This window comes from Flavobacterium sp. GL_143 (assembly GCF_057834355.1).
In genome coordinates this window covers 3,786,107-3,807,931 of record NZ_CM174401.1, presented here as the reverse complement: position 1 = coordinate 3,807,931, position 21,825 = coordinate 3,786,107, and the positions used below count along the sequence as shown (strand labels likewise).

16 protein-coding genes are annotated in these 21,825 nt (G+C 34.0%); 4 read left to right on the top strand and 12 right to left on the bottom strand.

Annotated features, from left to right (window positions below):
- Window positions 1-149 precede the first annotated feature (149 nt).
- On the top strand, window positions 150-329 hold the full coding sequence (locus AC3IPI_RS16320; RefSeq protein ID WP_489154121.1) for a hypothetical protein: 180 nt from the start codon (window positions 150-152) through the stop codon (window positions 327-329).
- A gap of 164 nt (window positions 330-493) precedes the next feature.
- On the opposite strand, the gene AC3IPI_RS16315 is transcribed toward AC3IPI_RS16320, so the two are convergent.
- Genes AC3IPI_RS16315 through AC3IPI_RS16300 form a run of 4 tightly spaced genes read right to left on the bottom strand, consistent with a single transcriptional unit; the run spans window position 494 to window position 8,601 of the window.
- Window positions 494-2,050: a DUF5123 domain-containing protein gene (locus tag AC3IPI_RS16315; RefSeq protein WP_489154119.1), complete on the bottom strand. Its 1,557-nt coding sequence runs from the start codon at window positions 2,048-2,050 to the stop codon at window positions 494-496.
- A 36-nt stretch (window positions 2,051-2,086) separates the two neighbouring features.
- Window positions 2,087-3,898, bottom strand: a complete 1,812-nt coding sequence (locus AC3IPI_RS16310; protein WP_489154117.1) for a RagB/SusD family nutrient uptake outer membrane protein — start codon at window positions 3,896-3,898, stop codon at window positions 2,087-2,089.
- Between the two features lie 18 nt (window positions 3,899-3,916).
- Complete coding sequence (locus tag AC3IPI_RS16305; protein ID WP_489154115.1) at window positions 3,917-7,126, bottom strand: SusC/RagA family TonB-linked outer membrane protein; 3,210 nt, start codon at window positions 7,124-7,126, stop codon at window positions 3,917-3,919.
- 41 nt (window positions 7,127-7,167) lie between these two features.
- Entirely contained in the window at window positions 7,168-8,601 is a 1,434-nt protein-coding gene (locus tag AC3IPI_RS16300) for a glycoside hydrolase family 28 protein (protein ID WP_489154113.1), read from the bottom strand.
- Window positions 8,602-8,892: 291 nt separating this feature from the next.
- Here AC3IPI_RS16300 and AC3IPI_RS16295 point away from each other — a divergent pair, with 291 nt between their 5' ends.
- On the top strand, window positions 8,893-9,921 hold the full coding sequence (locus AC3IPI_RS16295; protein WP_489154111.1) for a LacI family DNA-binding transcriptional regulator: 1,029 nt from the start codon (window positions 8,893-8,895) through the stop codon (window positions 9,919-9,921).
- Window positions 9,922-10,020: 99 nt separating this feature from the next.
- Here the strand turns inward: AC3IPI_RS16295 and AC3IPI_RS16290 are convergent, their stop codons facing one another.
- The 8 genes from AC3IPI_RS16290 to AC3IPI_RS16255 form a co-directional block, all read right to left on the bottom strand.
- Entirely contained in the window at window positions 10,021-11,643 is a 1,623-nt protein-coding gene (locus AC3IPI_RS16290) for a UxaA family hydrolase (protein WP_489154109.1), read from the bottom strand.
- Window positions 11,644-11,645: 2 nt separating this feature from the next.
- On the bottom strand, window positions 11,646-13,112 hold the full coding sequence (locus AC3IPI_RS16285) for a tagaturonate reductase (RefSeq protein WP_489154107.1): 1,467 nt from the start codon (window positions 13,110-13,112) through the stop codon (window positions 11,646-11,648).
- A 197-nt stretch (window positions 13,113-13,309) separates the two neighbouring features.
- A complete protein-coding gene (locus AC3IPI_RS16280; RefSeq protein ID WP_489154105.1) occupies window positions 13,310-13,978 on the bottom strand; it encodes a bifunctional 4-hydroxy-2-oxoglutarate aldolase/2-dehydro-3-deoxy-phosphogluconate aldolase in 669 nt (222 codons plus the stop codon).
- Window positions 13,979-13,989: 11 nt separating this feature from the next.
- Window positions 13,990-15,012 carry a sugar kinase gene (locus AC3IPI_RS16275; RefSeq protein WP_039119504.1) on the bottom strand — a complete coding sequence of 341 codons (1,023 nt, stop codon included), beginning with the start codon at window positions 15,010-15,012 and terminating at the stop codon, window positions 13,990-13,992.
- Window positions 15,013-15,300: 288 nt separating this feature from the next.
- Window positions 15,301-16,707 carry a glucuronate isomerase gene (gene uxaC / locus AC3IPI_RS16270; protein WP_489154103.1) on the bottom strand — a complete coding sequence of 469 codons (1,407 nt, stop codon included), beginning with the start codon at window positions 16,705-16,707 and terminating at the stop codon, window positions 15,301-15,303.
- Between the two features lie 21 nt (window positions 16,708-16,728).
- Complete coding sequence (locus AC3IPI_RS16265) at window positions 16,729-17,511, bottom strand: gluconate 5-dehydrogenase (protein ID WP_489154101.1); 783 nt, start codon at window positions 17,509-17,511, stop codon at window positions 16,729-16,731.
- 6 nt (window positions 17,512-17,517) lie between these two features.
- A complete protein-coding gene (gene kduI, locus AC3IPI_RS16260; RefSeq protein ID WP_489154099.1) occupies window positions 17,518-18,354 on the bottom strand; it encodes a 5-dehydro-4-deoxy-D-glucuronate isomerase in 837 nt (278 codons plus the stop codon).
- Window positions 18,355-18,434: 80 nt separating this feature from the next.
- Window positions 18,435-19,880 (bottom strand): MFS transporter, encoded by a 1,446-nt coding sequence (locus AC3IPI_RS16255; RefSeq protein WP_039115654.1) that lies wholly within the window; start codon window positions 19,878-19,880, stop codon window positions 18,435-18,437.
- 349 nt (window positions 19,881-20,229) lie between these two features.
- On the opposite strand from AC3IPI_RS16255, the gene AC3IPI_RS16250 reads away from it, so the two are divergent.
- The gene (locus AC3IPI_RS16250) at window positions 20,230-21,174 is read left to right on the top strand and encodes an alpha/beta hydrolase (protein WP_489154096.1); all 945 of its coding nucleotides are present in this window, start codon (window positions 20,230-20,232) and stop codon (window positions 21,172-21,174) included.
- A gap of 160 nt (window positions 21,175-21,334) precedes the next feature.
- Window positions 21,335-21,784, top strand: a complete 450-nt coding sequence (locus AC3IPI_RS16245; RefSeq protein ID WP_489154094.1) for a NanQ anomerase/TabA/YiaL family protein — start codon at window positions 21,335-21,337, stop codon at window positions 21,782-21,784.
- Window positions 21,785-21,825 lie beyond the last annotated feature (41 nt).

Genomic DNA, 21,825 nt, shown 5'->3' with positions numbered 1-21,825 from the left:
TAATCATAGCTCACGGTTACAACCGTGTGATACAGGTTGTGATAATGCATTGCGCTCCAACGGTTGAAACCGTTGGTAATGTCTATAAGATGATATGCAGTGATAACCTTTGGTTACGGTGATTGAAAATATGAAATGTAAAAATTGGAATGGAGTTACTTGCGGAGATCCCTCCTGCGTCGGGAAGACAAGTTTGTGGAGAAAGATTATGGAGAAAGATTATGGAGAAAGATTATGGAGAAAGATTATGGAGAAAGATTATGGAGAAAGATTATGGAGAAAGATTATGGAGAAAGATTATGGAGAAAGATTATGGAGAAAGTTTGTAGAGAAAGTTTGTAGAGAAAGATTACCTGTAAGGAGCTACATACTGAGACTGGTACTATAAACTGGTACTGTAAACTGAAACTAAACACTGTGCCTAAAAAATGAACAAAAAAAAGAGATATGCAAAAATTGCATACCTCTTTTTAAACTAATTTATAAGATAACGCTATTTAAACCAACGTGGATCTCCTACATTATTCTCTTTTAATGTCTGATTTCCAACTGTAAAATCACCATTTAAAGCATTTGTGAATTTAGGATCTAATGTTGTGTAATTTCCAGAATTATCAAATTTTATAGGAGTTGCAGCTGTAGTAAAAAGTGCAGCCGAATTATAATAATTATTATTTACAAATGTTGGAGCTGCTGTAACAGCTTGATTTGCAAAGATTGCAGCTGTTTGCGCAAACAATGTATTACGAATTGTCGTTGCATTAGATACAAAACGTATGTACAAAATTCTATTTGAAGCAGTCATTCCATTATTAAATATCGTACAACCATCAATTAATATATTAGTGATTAAACCTGTCCCTGTTAAATCTTTGGCATTATCTATACGGATAAAATCACGTCCTAATGCACAATTATTAAACGTACTGTTTTTTAATGTAAGCTGTCCTAAATGAGCAATCCTAAAGTCAATAAAATCACCATTATTAGTCAATACATTTGTTACAACAGTGTTCTCTACTATAGCTGAACCAACTCTTGTATTAGCTTGACTTGAAGATATTAATGATTTTCCGAAATCATGAATATTACATCCACTTATTAAAAGCGGACCATAGGTTACATTTGCTTCATTGTATTTAACAGCATCAGTAAGAGTTTTATCTCCGTTTAAATCTAAATCTATCAAATTAAGAATTGTAGATCCATTATTGAGGGAGAAGTTTACATGTAATAATGGTTTCTTATAACTATATAATCCTCTAATAGTGATTGATTTATTCAAACTGATTGTGCCTTTAAAAACTGTATAATCACCAGGCATCAATACTAATACGGCTCCTGGCGCAGCATCGGCAATTTTAGCACTTAAATCATCTTCTGGTTTAACCAAAATCCCTGTTCCTATATCAATTCCTGTTGTAAAATCTAAAAAACCTCTTTTTTTAGTACCATTAAATAAGTCTGCTCTATAAGGTGTTTCTCCTTTTAATCCTGTTATTATCGCAATTCCGTTTGCTTTTTCTTCTGCAGTTACAACATGTTTAATGGTGCCAGGATTAACAACTATTTCTGTTACATTACTATTAGCAACCCATCTCAAGGTAACTTTATTCGACTCTATGTCGCCATCTTGGCTAGCTAAGAAAATTTGCTCTGATGATGTGGTTGCCTTAGTAACAGACCATTTAGAATCTTCTAATCCTGTTGAACTCACTGCTTTTATTCGAATTGAATACGTTGTTTCTCCTTCTAATTGTATACGAACCGGCAATTCTTGTGGATTAACGTTAACTGTTTTATAAATAGTCTTAAAGTCTACATCATCTGCGCTAAACTCTACAACATAATGATCTGCATCTTCATTAACAGTCCAATTTAAATCAACTGCTGTTTGATTCCTAACTACCGCAGTAAGACCTATAGGCGAAAACTCTCTGGTTGCTCCTATTCCGTCTAGCAAACCTTCATTATAACTTTCGCAGCTAGAAAAAGCAAACATGAACAATAATGTGGCTATTAATCCTTTTAGTATATATTTTATTTTCATAAACTTAATAATTTATAATTAGTTTTAAGTTAGATATTAATAGCCATAATCATTAAACAATTTCCCATTGCTTCCTTCAATAAGCTTTTGCCATATTGGCCAAAACTGTCTTGTATCTGGATCAACTCCAATCTTGTAAATCGAATTTATCTTACTATCCGTAAGTGTATTCCAAGGAAAAGAGCTATAATCTGCACCAGGGTTTACATTTTCGCCGCGATTTAATCCATAAATATCAAGCGTAACATCATCATCTTCATATTTAAAATACAAAGTAGTTGGTACATCGACATAATCTCCTGTGCGTTTCTGCAAATCAAACATTTTTTGTTTGGCTTCGTCTAATTTTACTTTAAGTAAATTCCAACGAATAAGTGCTTGCTTACGTTCCATTTCTCCCGTAAACTCATATTTATTTTCATCTACAATAGCATTGAACATTGCTGTTTTACTACTTAAACCATTTACATAATTATCTACTTTTTGACTCTGATCTCCAGCAGCAAAAGCTCTTCTGCGTATTTCTTTTAAGTAAGGCGCAGCAGCTGCAGGGCCTTCTAATTCATTAGCAGCTTCCGCAGCAATTAAAAGCACTTCGGCATAACGCATATAAATTTTATTTACACCATCATCATTTGTAGAAGTCACAAAACGAGTCATCCATTCGTAACGGTATTTACCAAAATACCATTTGTTTAATGCTCCTAATTCTTGCTTGGCGATTCCATTTACAGGTTTACCGTATAAGTAAGGTACACAGGTAACATCTCTACGACTATCTGCTTTATCGTAATCATAAAAAATAGTAGGTAGTGGTCCTGCCGAACCTCCGCGGTTAGGTCCATTTGCATGAAATTGATCTACATCTGTATGCTTTACAGCAAAACTGTATAACATTCTTCCTCTACCATCTGCAAAAGGAATTTCCCAAAGAGATTCCCCTCCTGCCGTAATATTTTCTTGGTTGTATTTTCTCCAGAATGTTTCAAACGAAGGTTCCAAATTAGCTTTTCCACTCTGAATAACCGAACGAGATTCATCTAATGCCAATTTATACATTTTATCTACCGAAAGTTCTGCATCATTACTTCTGTGAACACCGTCTGGATATTGCTGAAATCCACTAGCAACCAATGCTAAACGAGCACGTAATCCTTTAACAAAAGCTTTATTAATGCGTTCTACACTTGCAGTAGCAGCACTTTCATTAGGCCATGGAACTAGTGTAGCGGCTTCTCCTAAATCCTGAATAATTTGCTTATAAATTACATCACGACTTGATTTTGGTAAATAAATGGTTTCTGTATTAACTGGCTCAAAACGAGCGGGTACATCACCATGTGCTTTAACCAAATCTGCGTAAAATACAGCGCGTAATGTTAAAGCCTCTCCTAATAAATATCCAAATTCAGTTCCCGGTTTTGGGTTACCATATTTACGAATACCGTTGATGCAAATATTAGCACGTTCGATTCCCGTATACATGGATGTCCAAGGGTTACCTCCACCACCTTCTGTTACCTCCAGATTCATCTGGCTATTGGTTGGCTTTGCATCGTAAATACTTAAACCTGCTTTATCATCAGAAGTAGATTCTGAAGCATTATACCACTCAGTATCTGTATTAAATCCGTAAAAAGGAAGAAAACGCCCTCTGTGTCCATTAGTTTCAGCAAATGCTATTTTAATTCCATCAACTGCACCTTTGGTTAATCCCTCATTAGAAAAAATTTCTTGTTCTTCTAATGTTGATTTTCCGGGAGCATCCAAATAATCCTCTGAAAACTCTTGGCAAGCACTAAAAAGACTTGCTAAAATTAGTCCTGCTATTATTATTTTATGTTTCATCTTTTGATACGTGTTAAATTAAAAAGCTAGATTTAAACCAAAAACCATTTGCCTGCTACGCGGATATGCAGAATAATCTACTCCCGGAGTTAGCGGTGTTTTTCTTCTTGTAGAAACCTCAGGATCTGGTCCTGAATAATTAGTAAGAAGGAAAACATTAGTAGCTGTTAGGTAAAATCTTAATTTAGAAACTCCCAATGCCGAAATAAGAGAATTTGGAGATGTATATCCTAATGTAAGCGTATTAAGTCTTAAAAAAGAACCATCTTCGACTGCCCAATCATTAAAAACAAAACGATTCATATATGGTGACCACATTGTTGTATTAGCATTAAGAGCTGCTAATTGAGTCGGATCTGTTACTAATTGTCCAGAAGCTGGGTCAAGATTTGTCCATCTGTTACCATCGGCCATATCTGTACTTAAATTTCTATATTGCCCATTTGGCGTAGAAGTCGTAAATTCAACTTTATTGGCATTATAAACATCATTGCCAATGCTATAGTTAAAAGAAGCTGAAAGATCAAATCCATAAGCGTTACCGTTAATTACAAAACCTCCACTATATTTTGGGTTAGAATTACCAATTATTGTGCGATCATCTACCGTTACCACTCCATCACCGTTTAAATCTTTTAACTTCATACTTCCTGGTTGCACAGCACCAACAATACCTGAGCTGTTTGCAATTCCTGGTTTTAAAGTATATTTCGTTCCATCATAATCAAAATCAGATACTTCATAACGACCATCATTCTTAAAGCCATACATCATACCTATTGGCTGACCTACTTTTACCTGATAATCTCCATCTATTGCCGAATTCCAAGTACTTGAAGGATTAAAACTATCCATAACTCCAAGAGAGTTAATGCGGTTTTTATTTATACCTACGTTAAAAGAAAAATTCAAACCATAATTCTGTTTTTGTAATGCCACTACATTTAGAGTAGCTTCAAAACCAGTATTTTGAGTTTCTCCCATGTTTCGATATTGGCTCGAATAACCTGATCCTGCTATAAGGAAATTTATCAAAAGATCTTTAGTTACATTTTTATACATTTCTACAGAACCATTTACACGGCTTTTAAAAAAATCAAAATCTATTCCTAAGTTCTGCGTTACTGTAGTCTCCCATTTTAAGTCTGGATTAAACAAGATCGTTGGTGCAGCCCAATAATTTTCAGTACCATCTATCCAAGAAGATGGCGTTGATTCTAACGTTTTTACTGTTTGTCCGGTCGGGATATTATTATTCCCAGCCTCACCATAACTCAATCTTACTTTAAGTGAGTTTATCCAGGAAACCTCTTTTAAGAAACTTTCTTCAGATATTTTCCAAGCTGCTGCTGCTGCAGGGAAAAATCCCCATTTATTACCGTCGGCAAACTTACTTGATCCGTCGGCACGATATGTTGCCGTAAAAAGATAACGATCTTTATAATCGTAATTTAAACGTCCAAAAAACGAAAGTAATTTATCATCTGCAAAATAATAATTATCTACAGAGATAGGTTTACCTTGTGAAGTCAATTTTTTAGCTTGTTCAAAATCAAAAAACGTCGGAAAACCTTGTAAAGTAGTATTTACATCATTTCTTTGATAATTAATAGACTCTTCTCCTACAAGGATTTTTAAATTATGATTATCACCCAATGCTTTTTTAAAGTCATAATTAAGGGTATTTGCGTTTCTAAAACGAACTTCTGTACGATCACTCATTATAAGTGCAGGCATTCCTTGTAGTGTAGCAGCAGGTTTATTGGCCACATAATAAGTAGAACGTCCGTAAAAACGAGAATCTAAATAACTATAATTATCAAGTCCTAAATCTGTTTTAAAAACCAGTTTATCAGTAATTTTCCATGAAAAACTACCCAACATATTAAAGTTTTTTCTAAGCTGCTGGCGGTCATTATCGGCTACAGCCACAAAAGGATTTACAAGATAACCCGATACTGCCTCATCTGTATCATCTGTTGTTAAACCTGGCATTGGTAATGGCGAATATCCCACAGCGTGTTTTAAACGAGAATCATTTGATGAAACCTCATTTTGCTCATTAGCTCCTCCTCCATTTATTTCTGAATTAGAGTAACGCATTGTAAAGGTAAGATCAACTTTTTCACTCGCTTTACTTTTTAGCGCAAGCGATAAGTTATCTCTTTTAAAATCTGAACCTTGCATAATAGCAGTTTCATCATAATGCGCATAATTAAAATTGAAATTAATTTTATCCGAACCACCACGTATAGCTAAATCACGGCTTTGTACTTCTCCAGTACGACCATAAATTTGCTTTTGCCAGTTATCTCCTTTTAAACCTTTATAAATATCATAATCTTGCCATGATCCAAAATATTTTTCATACGAATCTGCATTTCCTTTTTCGAGCAAAGCATATTCATATTGCCACTTTACAAAATCATCTGGTGCAAGAACATCAATTTCATTAGCCATCTTTTTCATTCCGTAGAACATATTAAAGTTCACTGCAATTTTACCATCTTTACCACTTTTGGTAGTAATAATAATAACTCCATTTGCACCTCTGGAACCATAAATTGCTGTAGATGCAGCATCTTTTAAGGTGGTAATAGTATCAATATCAGATGGAGAAATATCGTTCATACTATTTACAGGAAATCCATCTACTATTATTAATGGAGAGCTATCTTGCGTTAAAGATCCTCCACCACGAATTCTAATTTTAACTTCTGAATCTGGCGAACCTTCTGAAGATATTACCTGAACCCCAGCTATACGCCCTGTTAGAGCTTCGGCTACGTTTGCAATAGGTGTCTTTCTTACATCGTTACCCGATAAAGTAGAAACAGCGCCAGTTAAATCCCCTTTTTTTACTGACCCATATCCAATAACTACAACTTCATTTAATGTATTGGCATCTTCATTTAATACAATATCAATTTTGTTTTTTCCAGTTAAAGCAACTTCTTTAGTTTTAAATCCTATAAACGAAAAAGTTAATATCGCTTTCGGATTGGTAAGTTTGATTTTATAATGTCCGTCAAAGTCGGTCGAAACACCATTCTTTGATCCTTTTTCTAATACATTTACACCCGGTAAAGTTAAACCTGCGGCATCTTTAACGGTACCTTCTATTGTTACATCCTGAGCAAAAATTTGATTGCTCATGAAAAATATCAGAAAAAAGGCCCAGACAAAATAACTTCTTGTCCCTTTTTTTAATAAATGGTTATTATTCATAAATTTGGTTTTAATAGTTAAGGTTTGTTTGTTTTGGTAGTTTATTTTATGCTTTTCATTTTAACACCATTGATATAAGTATTATTAAACTTTATGTTCTTTACATGTTTAAGTGAATATGGTTTTTCTACTTTATCGATTCTAACATTGGTAAACGTGATATTTTCTATAGGCGATTGCTCATATCCATCGGCTAGAATACCAAACTTTCCTCCATTTTTTACTTTAATATTTTCTAGATTAATGTTTCGTATTGCTGGAATAAAATCACCTACTTGGCTACCATAGATATCATAAAACATGGTAACTCTCAAAACACTTTCGGCAACGGTTCCAACTTCAATATTCCTTACATAAACATTCTCTGTAAGTCCACCTCTTTTTGAGTTGGTTTTGATTCTAATAGCTCTATCTAGATTAGGGCTGTCCATGATGCAATTTTCTACAAAAACATTGCTTACACCAGCAGATATCTCACTTCCCATTACAACACCGCCATGACCATCTATCATTTTGCAGTTTTGAACAATGATATTTTTACTCGGAATCCCAACTCTTCTTCCATCCCCATCTCTACCAGATTTTATAGCAATACAATCATCTCCAGTATTAAAGGTGCAGTTTCTGATAATTACATTTTGAGAATATTCCGGATCGCAACCATCATTATTAGGACCATGACTTATTATAGTAACACCATCGACAATTACATCTCTGGATTTCATAGGATGAATAACCCATGAAGGCACATCGATAATTTTTACATCTTTTACCAAAACAGTATTACACTCGAAGAACTCTAAGAAGTTTGGACGTATATAATGACCTTCTCCAAAAACTCTTTCGGCTACCGGAGTTCCTATTTCTCCCATTTCTACCAAAGCTGGACGATTAAGTGCATCATTCTGGCTTGGCATTCCTTTTTCCCAACCATACCCCTTACCAGCCCAAGTCCACCAGTTTTTAGTGCTAGATTGTCCGTTAAGCGTTCCTTTTCCGGTTACTGCAACATTTGTTTTTTTGTAAGCATATATAAAAGGAGAATAATTCATCATTTCAGTCCCTTCAAAAGAGGTATGAACTATAGGATAATCTTTAGGATTTGTACTAAATAAAATCTCTGCATTATCATCCAGAAACAAATTCACATTATTGTCTAAATGTATTGCTCCTGTAAAATATTTTCCGTTTGGCACTACTACTTTACCACCACCACTTGCAACACAAGCTTCGATAGCTTTTTTAAACGCTAACGTATTATCTGTAACACCATCAGATATTGCTCCATACTCATTTATGTTAAAATTTTTATCTGGAAATTTTGTAGTAGGAATTTTTTTAATTATTTCTTCCATTTCCTTCCATGGATTTTTTTGAGCTTGCAATTTAGAAGAAGTAATACACGATAAAAATAAAGCTGTAATTACTATATAAATATATTTAGTATTCGCAAGTATTGGTTTATTTATAAGCATTGTGGTATAGTTTTTAGAATTCGTTTTCAACAATTAAATATTTTAATGTAATCGATTACACGAAAATATATAATTACTTTGAATGCGCCAAATATATTTAGATAAAAATTAGATATTTAATTTTTAATCACAAATAAAATTATATTTAGTTCAAAAAAACTAATAAATTATTACTATAATGCACTTTTAAAAGCCTTACTAAAGAAATAAAGTAATCGATAACAACTACCAGCCATTAATGTTAAAAAAATTCTTATTTTTGTAACTTACTAATAAAAAGACTACTGCTGCATGAGCGAAAAAATAACTATTTATGATATTGCCGAAAGATTAAATATCACTGCTGCTACTGTATCTAGAGCATTAAATAATAATCCTAAGATCAAAGAAAGTACGCGCAAGTTAGTTATAGAAACAGCTGCTGCGATGAACTACAAACAAAACAGACTTGCTCTTGCTCTACAGAGTGGAAGAAGCAATAATGTAGGTGTTATTGTTCCTCGTATAGATAGTAACTTTTTTGCCTCGGTAATTAGAGGTATTGAAGAAGAATTACACCCTCATGGTTTTCATGTTATTATTTGTCAAACTCATGAAAATCCAAAAAGAGAAAATGAAAACTTACATACCTTACTTGATGCTCAGGTAGATGGGATTTTAATGTCGGTTACCGATGTTACAAATGAAAACGATACAGCATTTATGAATATCGTTAACAATAACGTTCCGCTAATATTTTTTGATAGAAAAAAAGACATCAACGGAGTAAGTTCTGTAACAATCGATGACTTTAAGGGTGGATACGAAACTACCAAACATCTTATTAATCAAGGATGTAAATCTATTGCACATTTTTCTGGAGATCAATCGCTAGAAATTTTCAAGAACAGGTTCCTTGGTTACAAACAGGCTTTATTAGATTCTGGATTAACATTTGACGAAAAATATGTTATCCAATCCAAGAGTAGTGTTGATGCAGGAAAAGAAGCATTAGATATTTTAATGCAATACGATACGCCACCAGATGCTATATTTTCTTCGAGTGATTTTGCAGCTTTGGGAGCAATTCAGGAATTGAGAGCCAGAGATATTAATATTCCATCCGATTTTTGTGTTGCTGGTTTTAGTAACGAACCTTTTACTAAATTCATGGAATTATCTATAACTTCTGTAGATCAGTCTCCATTGGAAATGGGTAAAATGTCCGCTCGTGTTTTCTTAGAACAAATGGAGAAAACAGATAAAATCATGATCGAAAAAAAGGTAGTCCTGAAGCCTGAATTACATATCCGTAAATCATCTGCAAGAACTACCTCTTAGTTTTTTATTTTAACCATATAAGTTATGTAAGATCATTTAAGCGAAATGTTTATAAAACTTATATTTCCTTACATAACTTATATGGTTGGTAATTTTATCTTAAAGCGAAACCCCACGTTTCCAAGGAATAAAATCATTTTGGTTTAAAATCGCAGCTTTGGTTTTGATCTTACCACTTGCTACATTTATTATAAATTCTAACATTTCATCCCCCATTTCTTCAATAGATTTTTCTCCTGTAATGATTCCGCCTGTATCAATGTCGATAATATCCGACATTTTTGCAGCCAACTCAGAGTTGGATGAAATTTTTACAACTGGTGCAATTGGGTTTCCTGTTGGAGTTCCTAAACCTGTTGTAAACAAAACCATATTTGCTCCAGAACCAACCATTGCCGTAGTACATTCTACATCATTTCCTGGAGTACAAAGCAAGTTTAAACCTGGTTTTGTAATATATTCTCCGTAATCTGAAACACCAACAATTGGAGAAGTTCCCCCTTTTTTGGCAGCTCCAGCCGATTTCATTGCATCGGTAATTAAACCATCTTTTATATTTCCTGGTGAAGGGTTCATGTCAAATCCAGAACCTGCATCGACAACCGTTTTTTCATACCATTTCATCAATTCCAAGAAACGTTTTCCGCTCTCGTCTTCTACACAACGGTTTACCAACTCCTGCTCTACTCCACATAATTCTGGAAACTCCGAAAGAATTGTAGTTCCTCCTAAAGCAGCCAATAAATCGGATGTTATTCCTAATGTTGGGTTAGCCGAAATTCCTGAGAATCCATCAGATCCACCACATTCTAATCCAATTTTTAATTTAGATAATGGAGCTGGCGTTCTTTGTATTTCATTCGCTTTTTTAATAGCTTCAAATGTATCTTTTACAACGCTACTAAGCATTGCTTCGATAGTTCCTATTTGTTGCTGATCGTAAATTAAAACAGGCTTTTTACTATTAGGATTTATCTCATCCAGAGCATCTTTAAAAATCTGAATTTGAAGATTCTGACATCCTAAACTCAATACTGTAGCTCCAGCCACGTTAGGATTGTTTACATAACCAGCCAACAATTTGGCTAAACTATGCGAATCCTGACGAATACCTCCACATCCACCTTGATGCGTTATGAATTTTACTTCGATATTATTGAATAAATTAGAATCATTAGAAGCCGCTTCATTACTCGCTCCGCCACTTTCTGATTTTACCAAAGAACGAAGCAATAACTGGTAATCATTCTCTTTAGGTTTCATTAATTCCTTCTCGAAAATATCTTTTAAGATTTCAATATTTCTGTTTTCACAAAAAACCAATGGAAAAAACAACCAAACATTTTCAGTTCCTACTTGCCCATCTTCTCTATGATATCCATCAAAAGTTCTGTCTTTCCATTTTTCTATATTTGGAACAGTCCAACCAATCGATTCTGTTTTTTCGAATACTTTAGTGCTTTCATGTTTTACATTACTTATCGTAAGTACATCTCCTTTTACAATCGTTTGACTTGCTCTTCCGACCAAAACACCATACATAATAATTTTTTCGCCTGTCGCAAAATCAGACAAAGCAATTTTATGTTTCATTTTCACATCAGTCTTAATAGTGATGTCTTCACCTTCAAAATTGATGACCTCGCCAGCTGAAAGATTTACCAAAGCTACCGCTACATTATCGGTAGGATGAACTTTTATTAATTTTTTTTGAGTTGCCATGATTAAATGTTCTGTGTTGTTGTATTTAATTGTTTTTGGAAATTAGCAAAACCATTCTCAATTCCGTTTGCATCAATTTCCTTTAATGCTATTCTAATTGCTTTTGTCAAGCCCGGAATCAGCGTTAAATCTTCATCCCAGAAACTTTTATTTTGCAAAGTAAGTCGTGCTATTTTCTCATAATCATCGGATTTCCAAAGTCCATCAAAGAAAGTAACAATATCCTCACTATCATTAATTGGTAAAGCTTGATTTTGCCAAGTGCCTTTATAAAAACGAATCAAACAAGCAAATGCAAACGTTAAATGAATTGGAAGCTTGTTGTGAATTGCAGCATATTCGACTAAACTTGGCAAAACACGAACTTTAAATTTCGAAATAGAGTTCAATGCAATACTGGATAATAAATGCTTTATAAATGGATTTCTAAAACGATCCAAGACTTCTTCAGAGAAGCTTATCAGTTCAGCTGCATCCATATTTAATGTTTCGTTTATTTCTTCAAAAACGGCTTTATTTACAAACTCTCCTGTAAATGGATTATCAACTGTTTCCTTTACCGTTTCATTTCCATAAAGAAGAGAAAACGGAACCATTGCTGTATGTGCACCATTTAAGATTCTAACTTTACGAGTTCTATACGGTTGCATATCGGCAACAATTTTCACATCCAGATTGGTTTTCTCAAACGGAAGTTTAGCCTTCAATTTATCATCTCCTTCTATAACCCACAAAAAGAATGTTTCGGCACTTACAATCAAATTATCTGAGTAATCCAACTGTTTGTTGTATTCTTCAATTTGATCTTTTGGATAACCCGGAACAATACGGTCTACCAATGTATTATGAAAAGTACAATGATTTAAAAGCCATAATGTAAAATCTACTTCAAGGCTCCAATCTGCACAATATTTTAATATAATCTCTTTTAAAGTATCTGAGTTATAATTGATTAATTCACAAGGAATGATCGTTAATCCTTTAGACTTATCTCCATTAAAATGTTTGAATCTTTCGTGCAAAAGCACCGTTAATTTAGCAGGAAATGAAACTGGCGGTTGCATTGTAGGCTTATCACTAGCAATATATTCTATACCTGCTTCGGTAGTATTAGAAATGATAAAAGCCAATTCTTCTTCTTTGGCTAAAGCCAAAAACTCATTAAAAGATGCATAAGGATCAACTGCTTTTACAATATTTGTAATCAATTCTTTTTCCTGAATTTCTTCTCCTTTTTTTATCCCTTTCATGAATAATGTGTACAAACCATCCTGGTCGTTAATCATATTAACCAAGCCTTTATCAATAGGTTGTACAACAGCAATTCCTGCATTAAAATTGGCATCTTGATTCAGTTTCTGAAAAGCAAATTCTACAAATGCTCTCAAAAAATTTCCTTCTCCAAATTGAACAATTTTTATTGGAAGTTTATCGGATAATCCTATATTTTCTCTATTTAGTTTTTTCATTATTAATAACTTAAAGTGTTGTATATAATTGAATTAAATACTTTGTACTTTCAGTTGTAAAAGATGCATTACGCCTGTTACAAACAAAACTTGTTGTGAGGACTGGCAGGTTTTATTCTGCAAGAATAATGCTCTATTACAACTTAAAAATCAAAAAAACATTTAAAAACAATCTTTAGGAATGGCTATTCCGTATTTTATTTTCTAATTTTTTTAATAATCTCAAGAACTTCGCTGACTTTGTTTTTTAGTCCTTCAAAATCATTGTTGTCTATTATTTCTTTTGAGATTAATTGCGAACCAATTCCTACGCAAGTTGCACCAGCATTAAGCCAGGATGACAAACTTTCTTCGGTTGGAAAAACTCCGCCCGTAGGCATAATACTTGTCCAGGGAGATGGTCCTTTTATTCCTTTTATAAATTCTGGTCCATAAGTATCTGCTGGAAATAATTTTACAATTTCGCAGCCTAATTCTTCGGCTTTGGCAATCTCGGTAAGTGTGCCACAACCTGGTGACCATAATACTTTACGACGATTACAAGCTATTGCAATATCTTCTCTAAGTACTGGCGTCACAATAAAATTTGCTCCCAATTGCATGTATAATGAAGCTGCTGCAGCATCGGTAACGGATCCTACACCCAGAATCATTCCGGGTAATTCTGCCAAAGCATATTTATTTAAAGCGCCAAACACTTCAAAAGCAAAATCACCACGACTCGTAAATTCCATTAATCTAGAACCTCCATCGTAACACGCTTTTAATACTTTCTTACTTATCTCTATATCCGAATGAAAAAATAACGGAATCATACCGTTTTCTTTCATTGTCGTAGCTACTTCTATTCTTGAATATTTTGCCATTTTTATATTATTTATCTTGATACTAATCCTGCCGAATTACCATCTAGCATATTTTCAACTTCTTTTAACGTTACCAAATTATAATCGCCTGCAATGGTATGTTTTAAGCAACAAGCTGCAACTGCAAAATCTAATGCTCTTTGGTTATTATTCGGGTATTCCAGTAATCCGTAAATTAATCCTCCCATAAAAGCATCGCCACTTCCTACACGATCCACGACTGGTGTTACCTCTTGCACGGCAGCCTGATAAATTGCTTTTCCGTCAAATAATACACCTCCAATTCTCTGGTGAGATGCGCTTACAGAATAGCGTAAAGTTGTTGCGACAGTTTTTAAATTCGGAATCAGTTCAAATAACTTACTATACAAAACAGGAAGTGATTTCTCATCCTGATAATTAGGGTTTACTTTAGGGATTCCAAGCATGAAATATGCCGTATCAATATCTCCTAAAATAACATTGCTATATTGTAACATCTCTGGCATAACATCGCTTGGAGCTTTGCCATATTGCCATAATTTTGATCTATAATTTAAATCGCATGAAATCGGAATTCCCATTTTATGAGCCACTTTAATAGCTTCAAGACAAGCTTCGGCAGCACTTTGAGAAATCGCTGGAGTAATTCCGCTCCAATGAAACCAATTTGCCCCTTCCAATACTTTTTCCCAATCGATTAATCCTTTTTCAATAGTTGCCATCGAGCTATGCGCACGGTCATAAACGACATTACTTCCGCGTGTTCCTGCACCTGTTTCCAGAAAATAAATCCCTAAACGCTCTCCCCCATAAATTACATTTTGGGAAGCCACATTCATTTTTCGCATTTCTTTTACTGCCGAAGCACCGATTTCGTTTTCGGGTAATCTTGTAACAAACTCAGCATTTAAACCATAATTAGCCAAAGACACGCAAACATTAAATTCGCCTCCGCCATAATTAGATCCAAATGTTTTAGCTTGAGAAAAACGGAGGTGTCTCTCTGTCGAAAGACGCAACATAATTTCACCGAATGCAACTACTTTATTCATATTGTTTTTATTTACCATTAAGATAATTTAACCGCAAAGGGCACAAAGATTTACGCAAAGTCCGCAAAGTTTTAAACCATTAAGGCATAAAGGAAAATTAGGATTTACACAAAATCACTATAATTTTTGTCTTTTCGACGAAGGAAAAATCTCCGCAAGAAACTAACTCATAGTTTTTCTTAAATTGTCGAGCTAATCATGGAGATTTCTCCTTCGTCGAAAAGACAATATTGGGAAAACTTTGCGGACTTTGCGTAAACCTTTGCTTCCTTTGCGGTTAATTCCCTTTTAAAATTTAAAATATTCTTTTGCGTTATTGTAAGAGATATCCTGAACCATTTTTCCTATCCATTCCATATCGTTAGGAAGTTCGCCGCGTTTTATTTCGTCACCTAAAAGATTACAAAGAATGCGTCGGAAATACTCATGCCTTGGGAAAGACAAAAAGCTTCTGGAATCGGTTAACATTCCCACGAAACAACTAATTAATCCCATGTTTGAAAGTGCGTTTAATTGTTTGGTCATTCCGTCTTTTTGATCCAAAAACCACCATCCTGATCCAAACTGAACTTTACCTTTTATACTACCGTCATTAAAATTTCCTATCATCGTTGCCATAACTTCATTATCGGCTGGATTCAGGTTGTAAATGATTGTTTTTGTCAATTTATCTTTACTATCTAATGCATTTAAAAATGAAGATAGTTTTTGTGCTTGCGGATAATCCCCAATAGAATCCCAACCAGTATCTGGTCCTAAAATCCTGTGCATTCTCGCATTATTATTTCGCAATGCGCCTAAGTGAAATTGCTGTACCCAACCAAATTCATGATAGGTTTTGGATAAAAATAACAACACAGCACTTTGGAATTTTAAAGCTTCATCGGGTGTAATTGTTTGGTTTTCTCTTTTCTTTTTGAAAATTGAATTAATTTCACTTTCAATGAAGTTTTCAAAGTAAATCTGGTCTAAACCATGATCACTAAGTTTGCAACCATTTTTAGAAAAATATTCAATTCTGTTTTTTAAAGCACTACATAAATCAGCATAAGAACTAATTGTAATTCCTGCAACTTCTCCCAGAGTATCAATGTATTGATTGTAACCATCATTAGAAATTAAGATGGCTTTATCAGGTCTAAAAGCCGTGCTCATCTTAGTCCCAATTGGGTTCTTGGCTAGTTTTATATGGTATTCTAAATTATCAATTGGATCTTCGGTCGTACAAACCACTTCGGCATTTACTTTTTTAAGCAAATTTTGTGTGCTGTACGCTTCCGAATTTATTTTTTCCGAAGTTTCGATATAGATTCGCTCAGCCGATTTTTCATTCAATAAGTCATAAATATCAAAATAACGAGCTAGTTCTAAGTGTGTCCAATGATACAAAGGGTTACGCATCGTATACGGAACTGTTTTTGCCCAGTTTATGAACTTATCTTTATCAGAACCATTTCCAGTTATAAATTGCTCATTAATACCCAATGTACGCATAGCACGCCATTTGTAGTGATCGCCATTTATCCAAACCTGAGTAGTGTTCTCAAAGATTTTATCTTCAGCAATAAACTGCGGATTCAGGTGATTATGGTAATCTATTATCGGTTGATTCTTGGAGTAATTATGATATAATTCTTCCGCGAATTTATTTTCGAGTAAAAAATTATCGTTTATGAATGTCTGATTTGCGCTCATATTTTTTATAGAATTGAGTGGTTATTCGTTTGATGGTTTACCGATTGTGGCAAGAATTCCACCATCAACATATATAATTTGACCGTTTACAAATCGGCTAGCTTCGGATGCTAAGAAAACTGCTGTTCCTGCTAAATCTTCTGGATCTCCCCATCGTCCCGCAGGAGTACGACTTATAATAAATTCGTTAAACGGATTTCCGTCTACGCGAATAGGTTCTGTTTGCGAAGTAGCAAAATAACCCGGTCCGATTCCGTTAACCTGAATATTGTGTTTTGCCCATTCGGTTGCTAAGTTTTTGGTAAGCATTTTCAAACCTCCTTTTGCAGCAGCATAAGCAGAAACACTATTTCGACCTAACTCACTCATCATCGAGCAGATATTGATAATTTTACCTTCGTTGCGCTCAATCATTTTACGTCCCACTAATTGCGACATGATAAAGGCTCCAACTAAATCCACATCTATAACACGACGAAAATCTTCGATTGGCATACTTACCGCGGGTTCTCTCTTGATTATTCCTGCATTGTTTACCAAAATATGAATTGGTCCCTGATTCTTCTCGATCGCTTCTACTTGTTCGGCAGCAATTTTTTCGTCGGTAACATCAAAAATATATCCTGATGCTTTGTACCCTTTATTTTTGTAATATTCAAGCGCCTCTTCTAATTTGCTTGGCGTTGTACTACTAATTACTAACTCTGCTCCTGCTTGTGCTAAACCTTCGGCCATAGCCATACCAAGACCATGCGTACCTCCTGTAATTAAAGCTCTTTTATTACTTAAATCAAATAATTTCATGATTCTTTATTTTAGTTCGTTTGGTGCAACGATGTCCATATCTCCGTAATCTAAATTTTCTCCCGCCATTCCCCATATAAAAGAATAATTAGACGTTCCAGCTCCGGAGTGAATAGACCATTCTGGAGATAAAACGGCCTGATGATTTTGCATGAAAATATGACGTGTATTTTGTGTTTCTCCAAGGAAATGACAAATTGTTTGTGGCGCTTCAAGATCAAAATAGAAATATGCTTCCATTCTTCTATCATGTGTATGTGCAGGCATGGTATTCCAAACATTGCCTGGTAATAACTCTGTTAATCCCATTTGCAACTGGCAAGTTTGAACAATACTATTCACAATCAACTTATTCAAAACCCTGCGATTTGCAGTTTTTTCTTCTCCTAACTGAATTACTTCGGCATTTTCTTTACCTACTTTTTTATTTGGAAATTTGGCATGAGCCAGAGCTGAGTTGATATAAAACAAAGCTTGCTCTCCATTGGCACTTGCAAACAAAACTTCTTTGCAACCCTGACCTACATATAAAGCTTCTTTTTTATCTAATTCAAAAACTTCTCCATCGACAGTTACAGTTCCTTTTCCGCCAACATTTATAATTCCTAATTCTCTTCTGTCAAGAAAATTTTCTGATTTTAAATATGGAATCGTTTCTAATTTCAACACTTTTCCAACTGGCATAATTCCTCCTACAATGTATCTATCGTACATAGAATACGTAAGCTGAATTTGGTTTTCGATAAATAGATTCTCAATTAAAAACTGAGTTCTTAATTCGTCAGTACCATACTTTTTAAAATCTGTTGGATTTGTTGCGTATCTAAATTCAAAGTTTGTCATAATTTCTATTTAAAAATGTAATCGATTACAAAACTACACAATATATTCTAATTAGTTATAATCAAATCTCAATTTATTATTTATAAATCAGTGATAGGTGCATATTTTGGTACTAATAATTTCATTACCGACCAACCTGTTAAGTAACAAACAGCACATATTGAAAAAATGATAAAATAGCCAGCTTCAATTCCGTGAAAGCCCATAAAAGACATATTGGTTTCTTTGCTATAATCAAACAACAAACCTGATCCTTTATTAATTAATGTTGATCCAACTCCTCCTGCCAATCCGCCAATACCTGTAATGGTTGCGATTGCTTTTTTAGGAAACATATCTCCTACTGTTGTAAATATATTAGCCGACCAAGATTGGTGAGCAGCACCCGAAATACCTATTATAATTACTGGCAACCAATAGCTTATATACCCTAATGGTTGTGCGATTAATGCTAATAAGGGAAAGAATGCAAAAATTAGCATAGCTCTCATTCTACCTTCGTATGGATTCATGCCTTTCTTCTCTACAAAATAAGTTGGCAACCAACCGCCTATAATAGAAAGTAATGTAATCATGTATAAAACAAATAATGGTAAAGCTGCTTGGGTAGAATCCATTCCGTAAACCGAACTTAAATAAGCTGGTGTCCAGAATAAGAAAAACCACCAAACACCATCGGTCATGAACTTACCAAAAGCAAAAGCCCATGTTTGTTTGTATCTAAAACAATCTGCAAAAGTTACTTTGGTAGTGTTTTCGGGAACGTAACCTACAAGTTTACTATCGGCGATATCATCTTGCTGAATATATTCTAATTCAGCAGCAGATACCTTCGGATGTTTTTCTGGTTTATCATACATAAAAACCCAAAATCCCATCCAAACAAAACCTAGTGCACCTATAATAATAAATGCCATTTCCCAACCAAAAGATTTAGCTATAAACGGAATTGATATTGGTGCTGCCAATGCGCCAACGGTAGCACCAGCATTAAATATACTTGTAGAAAAAGCTCTGTCTTTTTTAGGAAAATATTCGGCTGTGGTTTTAATCGCTGCAGGGAAATTTCCCGCCTCTCCTATTGCCAGAATAAAACGGGCAAAAATAAACAGAGTAACACTCACATTTATTACCATTCCTGTATCGTTTATAGAACTAATTATTTCTTTAGAACCTTCAAATCCTACAAACCAATTACCAGTTATTATTCCTGAAGTTGCAATACCGCAAAACGCATGCAAACAAGCTCCTAAAGACCAAATTCCGATTGCCCAAAGAAATCCTTTTTTGGTATCCAACCAATCCACAAATCTTCCTGCAAACAATAAAGAAACAGCATAAAATATTGAAAATAAGGCAGTAATATTTCCATAATCATTGTTTGTCCAATGAAACTCAGGAGCGATATAATCACTCCATGTTAAAGAGAGCACTTGTCTGTCTAAATAATTGATGGTTGTGGCAAAAAATAACAATGCACATATACTCCAGCGATACTTTCCAGTGGATTTAGTGGTTTGGTTCATGGTTTTGGTTTATTATGGATAGTTAAAAAATTATTCTCTTTATTTATGCTTGTCAATTTCAAAATTAAGGCAGAAATAAATTTTAATGTAATCGATTGCACAAATATAGTTTTTAATACTAACTTAGCAAATAATTTAAATAATTTTTTAAAAAATCTATTTAAATAAACATATCACATAAAAAAACCAATACATAAGTAAGCATTAACCAATATATTTGTTAAATGGTCTTTTACCAAAAAAGATAGAATTAAAGGCCGAAAACTCAACCAAAAGCTACTAAATAAAAGCAAAATCAATAAAGAAAATATTGCATTGAAACGGCATAGTTTCGATAAAAAAATACAAAATGAAAAAAAATAAGAATCTAAAAAATTGCCTAACAGTTATAATTCTAATTGTAACCTTAAAGATAGGCGCTCCGATATATGCTCAGGATAAAGTTATTCCGCTTTGGACAACTGCAATTCCAGACGCTATAAAGGCACCAAATTATCAAGAAAAAGAAGTTGTAAAAGAGGGAATAGTAACGGGTGTTAGTTTTGTTACAATACCTACATTGGCTATATATTTACCTCACGAAATCAAACCAAATGGAACATCGGTACTAATTCTTCCGGGTGGTGGATATTCGCATTTATCAATAGATAAAGAAGGTGCAAAAGTTGCAAAATGGCTTAACTCTCTCGGGATTACTGCTTTTGTATTAAAATACAGATTACCAAGCGATTTAATTATGAAAGACAAAACAATTGGGCCGTTGCAAGATGCGCAAGAAGCAATGCGCTTTATTAGAAAAAATGCCAATCAATGGAATTTTGATTCTGATAAAATTGGTGTAATGGGGTTTTCTGCAGGTGGACATTTGGCTTCGACTCTATCAACTCATTATAATGATATTGTCTATAAAACGGATAATACGGTTAGTGCACGCCCTAGTTTTTCTATTTTAATTTATCCTGTAATTTGCATGACCGATGTAGTCGCTCACAAAGGATCTCAGACTAATTTATTGGGCGTAAATCCTTCTCAGGAATTAATCGATAAATTCTCCAACGATAAAAGAGTAACTCCCGAAACACCTCATGCTTTTCTTGTTCACGCAACCGATGATACCGTTGTTCCATCTGAAAATAGCATTAATTATTATCTGGCTCTTAAAAACAATAAAGTTTCTGCCGAATTACATTTATACGAAAAAGGCGGACACGGTTTTGGTTTAGGCGTAAAAGATACAAGCCTCTTCTGGACAAAAGATTGCGCGGAATGGTTAAAGGTTAATGGGTATTTATGAAGTTATAGAAATAAGAAGTCACTATACAAAAACTAGTTTTTCAGTTTTATCTATGAAAATTAAAAAAAAGAAAAATACCTTTATTGACTTATAAGTTATGTCCAATAAGCGAGAAAAAAATACACAAAACAAGAATTAATTAAATATAAAAAATTAAACAATGATTATAGATTCATTAAATAACGCTGCAAAATATTATAGTTTACATCCTAACTTTAAAAAGGCTTTTAATTATGTAAACGAAAATGATATAAGTAAGCTTCCGGAAGGATCATTTGAAATAGCTAAAGGGGTAAAAGTAATAGTTATTCATGGCGAAGGACTTTTAAAAGAGGAAAGTATCAAAGGATTTGAATGTCACGACAAAAATATCGACATACAAATTTCTATAAATGGTCCTGAAACTTTTGCATGGAAACCAAGAGAAAAATGCATTAGTCCGAATGGAGATTATAGCGATGAAAAAGATGTACGTTTTTTTCATGACGCTCCAGATATGTTTTTTCAATTGCAAGAAAAACAGTTCGCTATCTTATTCCCAGAAGATGTTCATGCAGCAATGATTGGTGAAGGGATGCTAAAAAAAATCGTGATTAAGGTTGAAAAATAAAACATTCAGACTGAACACAATATAAAGCAAAGAGAATTTGA

Coding starts and splice junctions, on each gene's coding strand:
- uxaC (WP_489154103.1), bottom strand. CDS start 16,707: ATGAGCGCAAATCAGACATTCATAAACGATAATTTTTTACTCGAAAAT.
- AC3IPI_RS16300 (WP_489154113.1), bottom strand. CDS start 8,601: ATGCTTATAAATAAACCAATACTTGCGAATACTAAATATATTTATATA.
- AC3IPI_RS16245 (WP_489154094.1), top strand. CDS start 21,335: ATGATTATAGATTCATTAAATAACGCTGCAAAATATTATAGTTTACAT.
- AC3IPI_RS16250 (WP_489154096.1), top strand. CDS start 20,230: ATGAAAAAAAATAAGAATCTAAAAAATTGCCTAACAGTTATAATTCTA.
- AC3IPI_RS16290 (WP_489154109.1), bottom strand. CDS start 11,643: ATGGCAACTCAAAAAAAATTAATAAAAGTTCATCCTACCGATAATGTA.
- AC3IPI_RS16265 (WP_489154101.1), bottom strand. CDS start 17,511: ATGAAATTATTTGATTTAAGTAATAAAAGAGCTTTAATTACAGGAGGT.
- AC3IPI_RS16280 (WP_489154105.1), bottom strand. CDS start 13,978: ATGGCAAAATATTCAAGAATAGAAGTAGCTACGACAATGAAAGAAAAC.
- AC3IPI_RS16255 (WP_039115654.1), bottom strand. CDS start 19,880: ATGAACCAAACCACTAAATCCACTGGAAAGTATCGCTGGAGTATATGT.
- AC3IPI_RS16285 (WP_489154107.1), bottom strand. CDS start 13,112: ATGAAAAAACTAAATAGAGAAAATATAGGATTATCCGATAAACTTCCA.
- AC3IPI_RS16305 (WP_489154115.1), bottom strand. CDS start 7,126: ATGAATAATAACCATTTATTAAAAAAAGGGACAAGAAGTTATTTTGTC.
- AC3IPI_RS16295 (WP_489154111.1), top strand. CDS start 8,893: ATGAGCGAAAAAATAACTATTTATGATATTGCCGAAAGATTAAATATC.
- kduI (WP_489154099.1), bottom strand. CDS start 18,354: ATGACAAACTTTGAATTTAGATACGCAACAAATCCAACAGATTTTAAA.
- AC3IPI_RS16315 (WP_489154119.1), bottom strand. CDS start 2,050: ATGAAAATAAAATATATACTAAAAGGATTAATAGCCACATTATTGTTC.
- AC3IPI_RS16310 (WP_489154117.1), bottom strand. CDS start 3,898: ATGAAACATAAAATAATAATAGCAGGACTAATTTTAGCAAGTCTTTTT.
- AC3IPI_RS16275 (WP_039119504.1), bottom strand. CDS start 15,012: ATGAATAAAGTAGTTGCATTCGGTGAAATTATGTTGCGTCTTTCGACA.
- AC3IPI_RS16320 (WP_489154121.1), top strand. CDS start 150: ATGGAGTTACTTGCGGAGATCCCTCCTGCGTCGGGAAGACAAGTTTGT.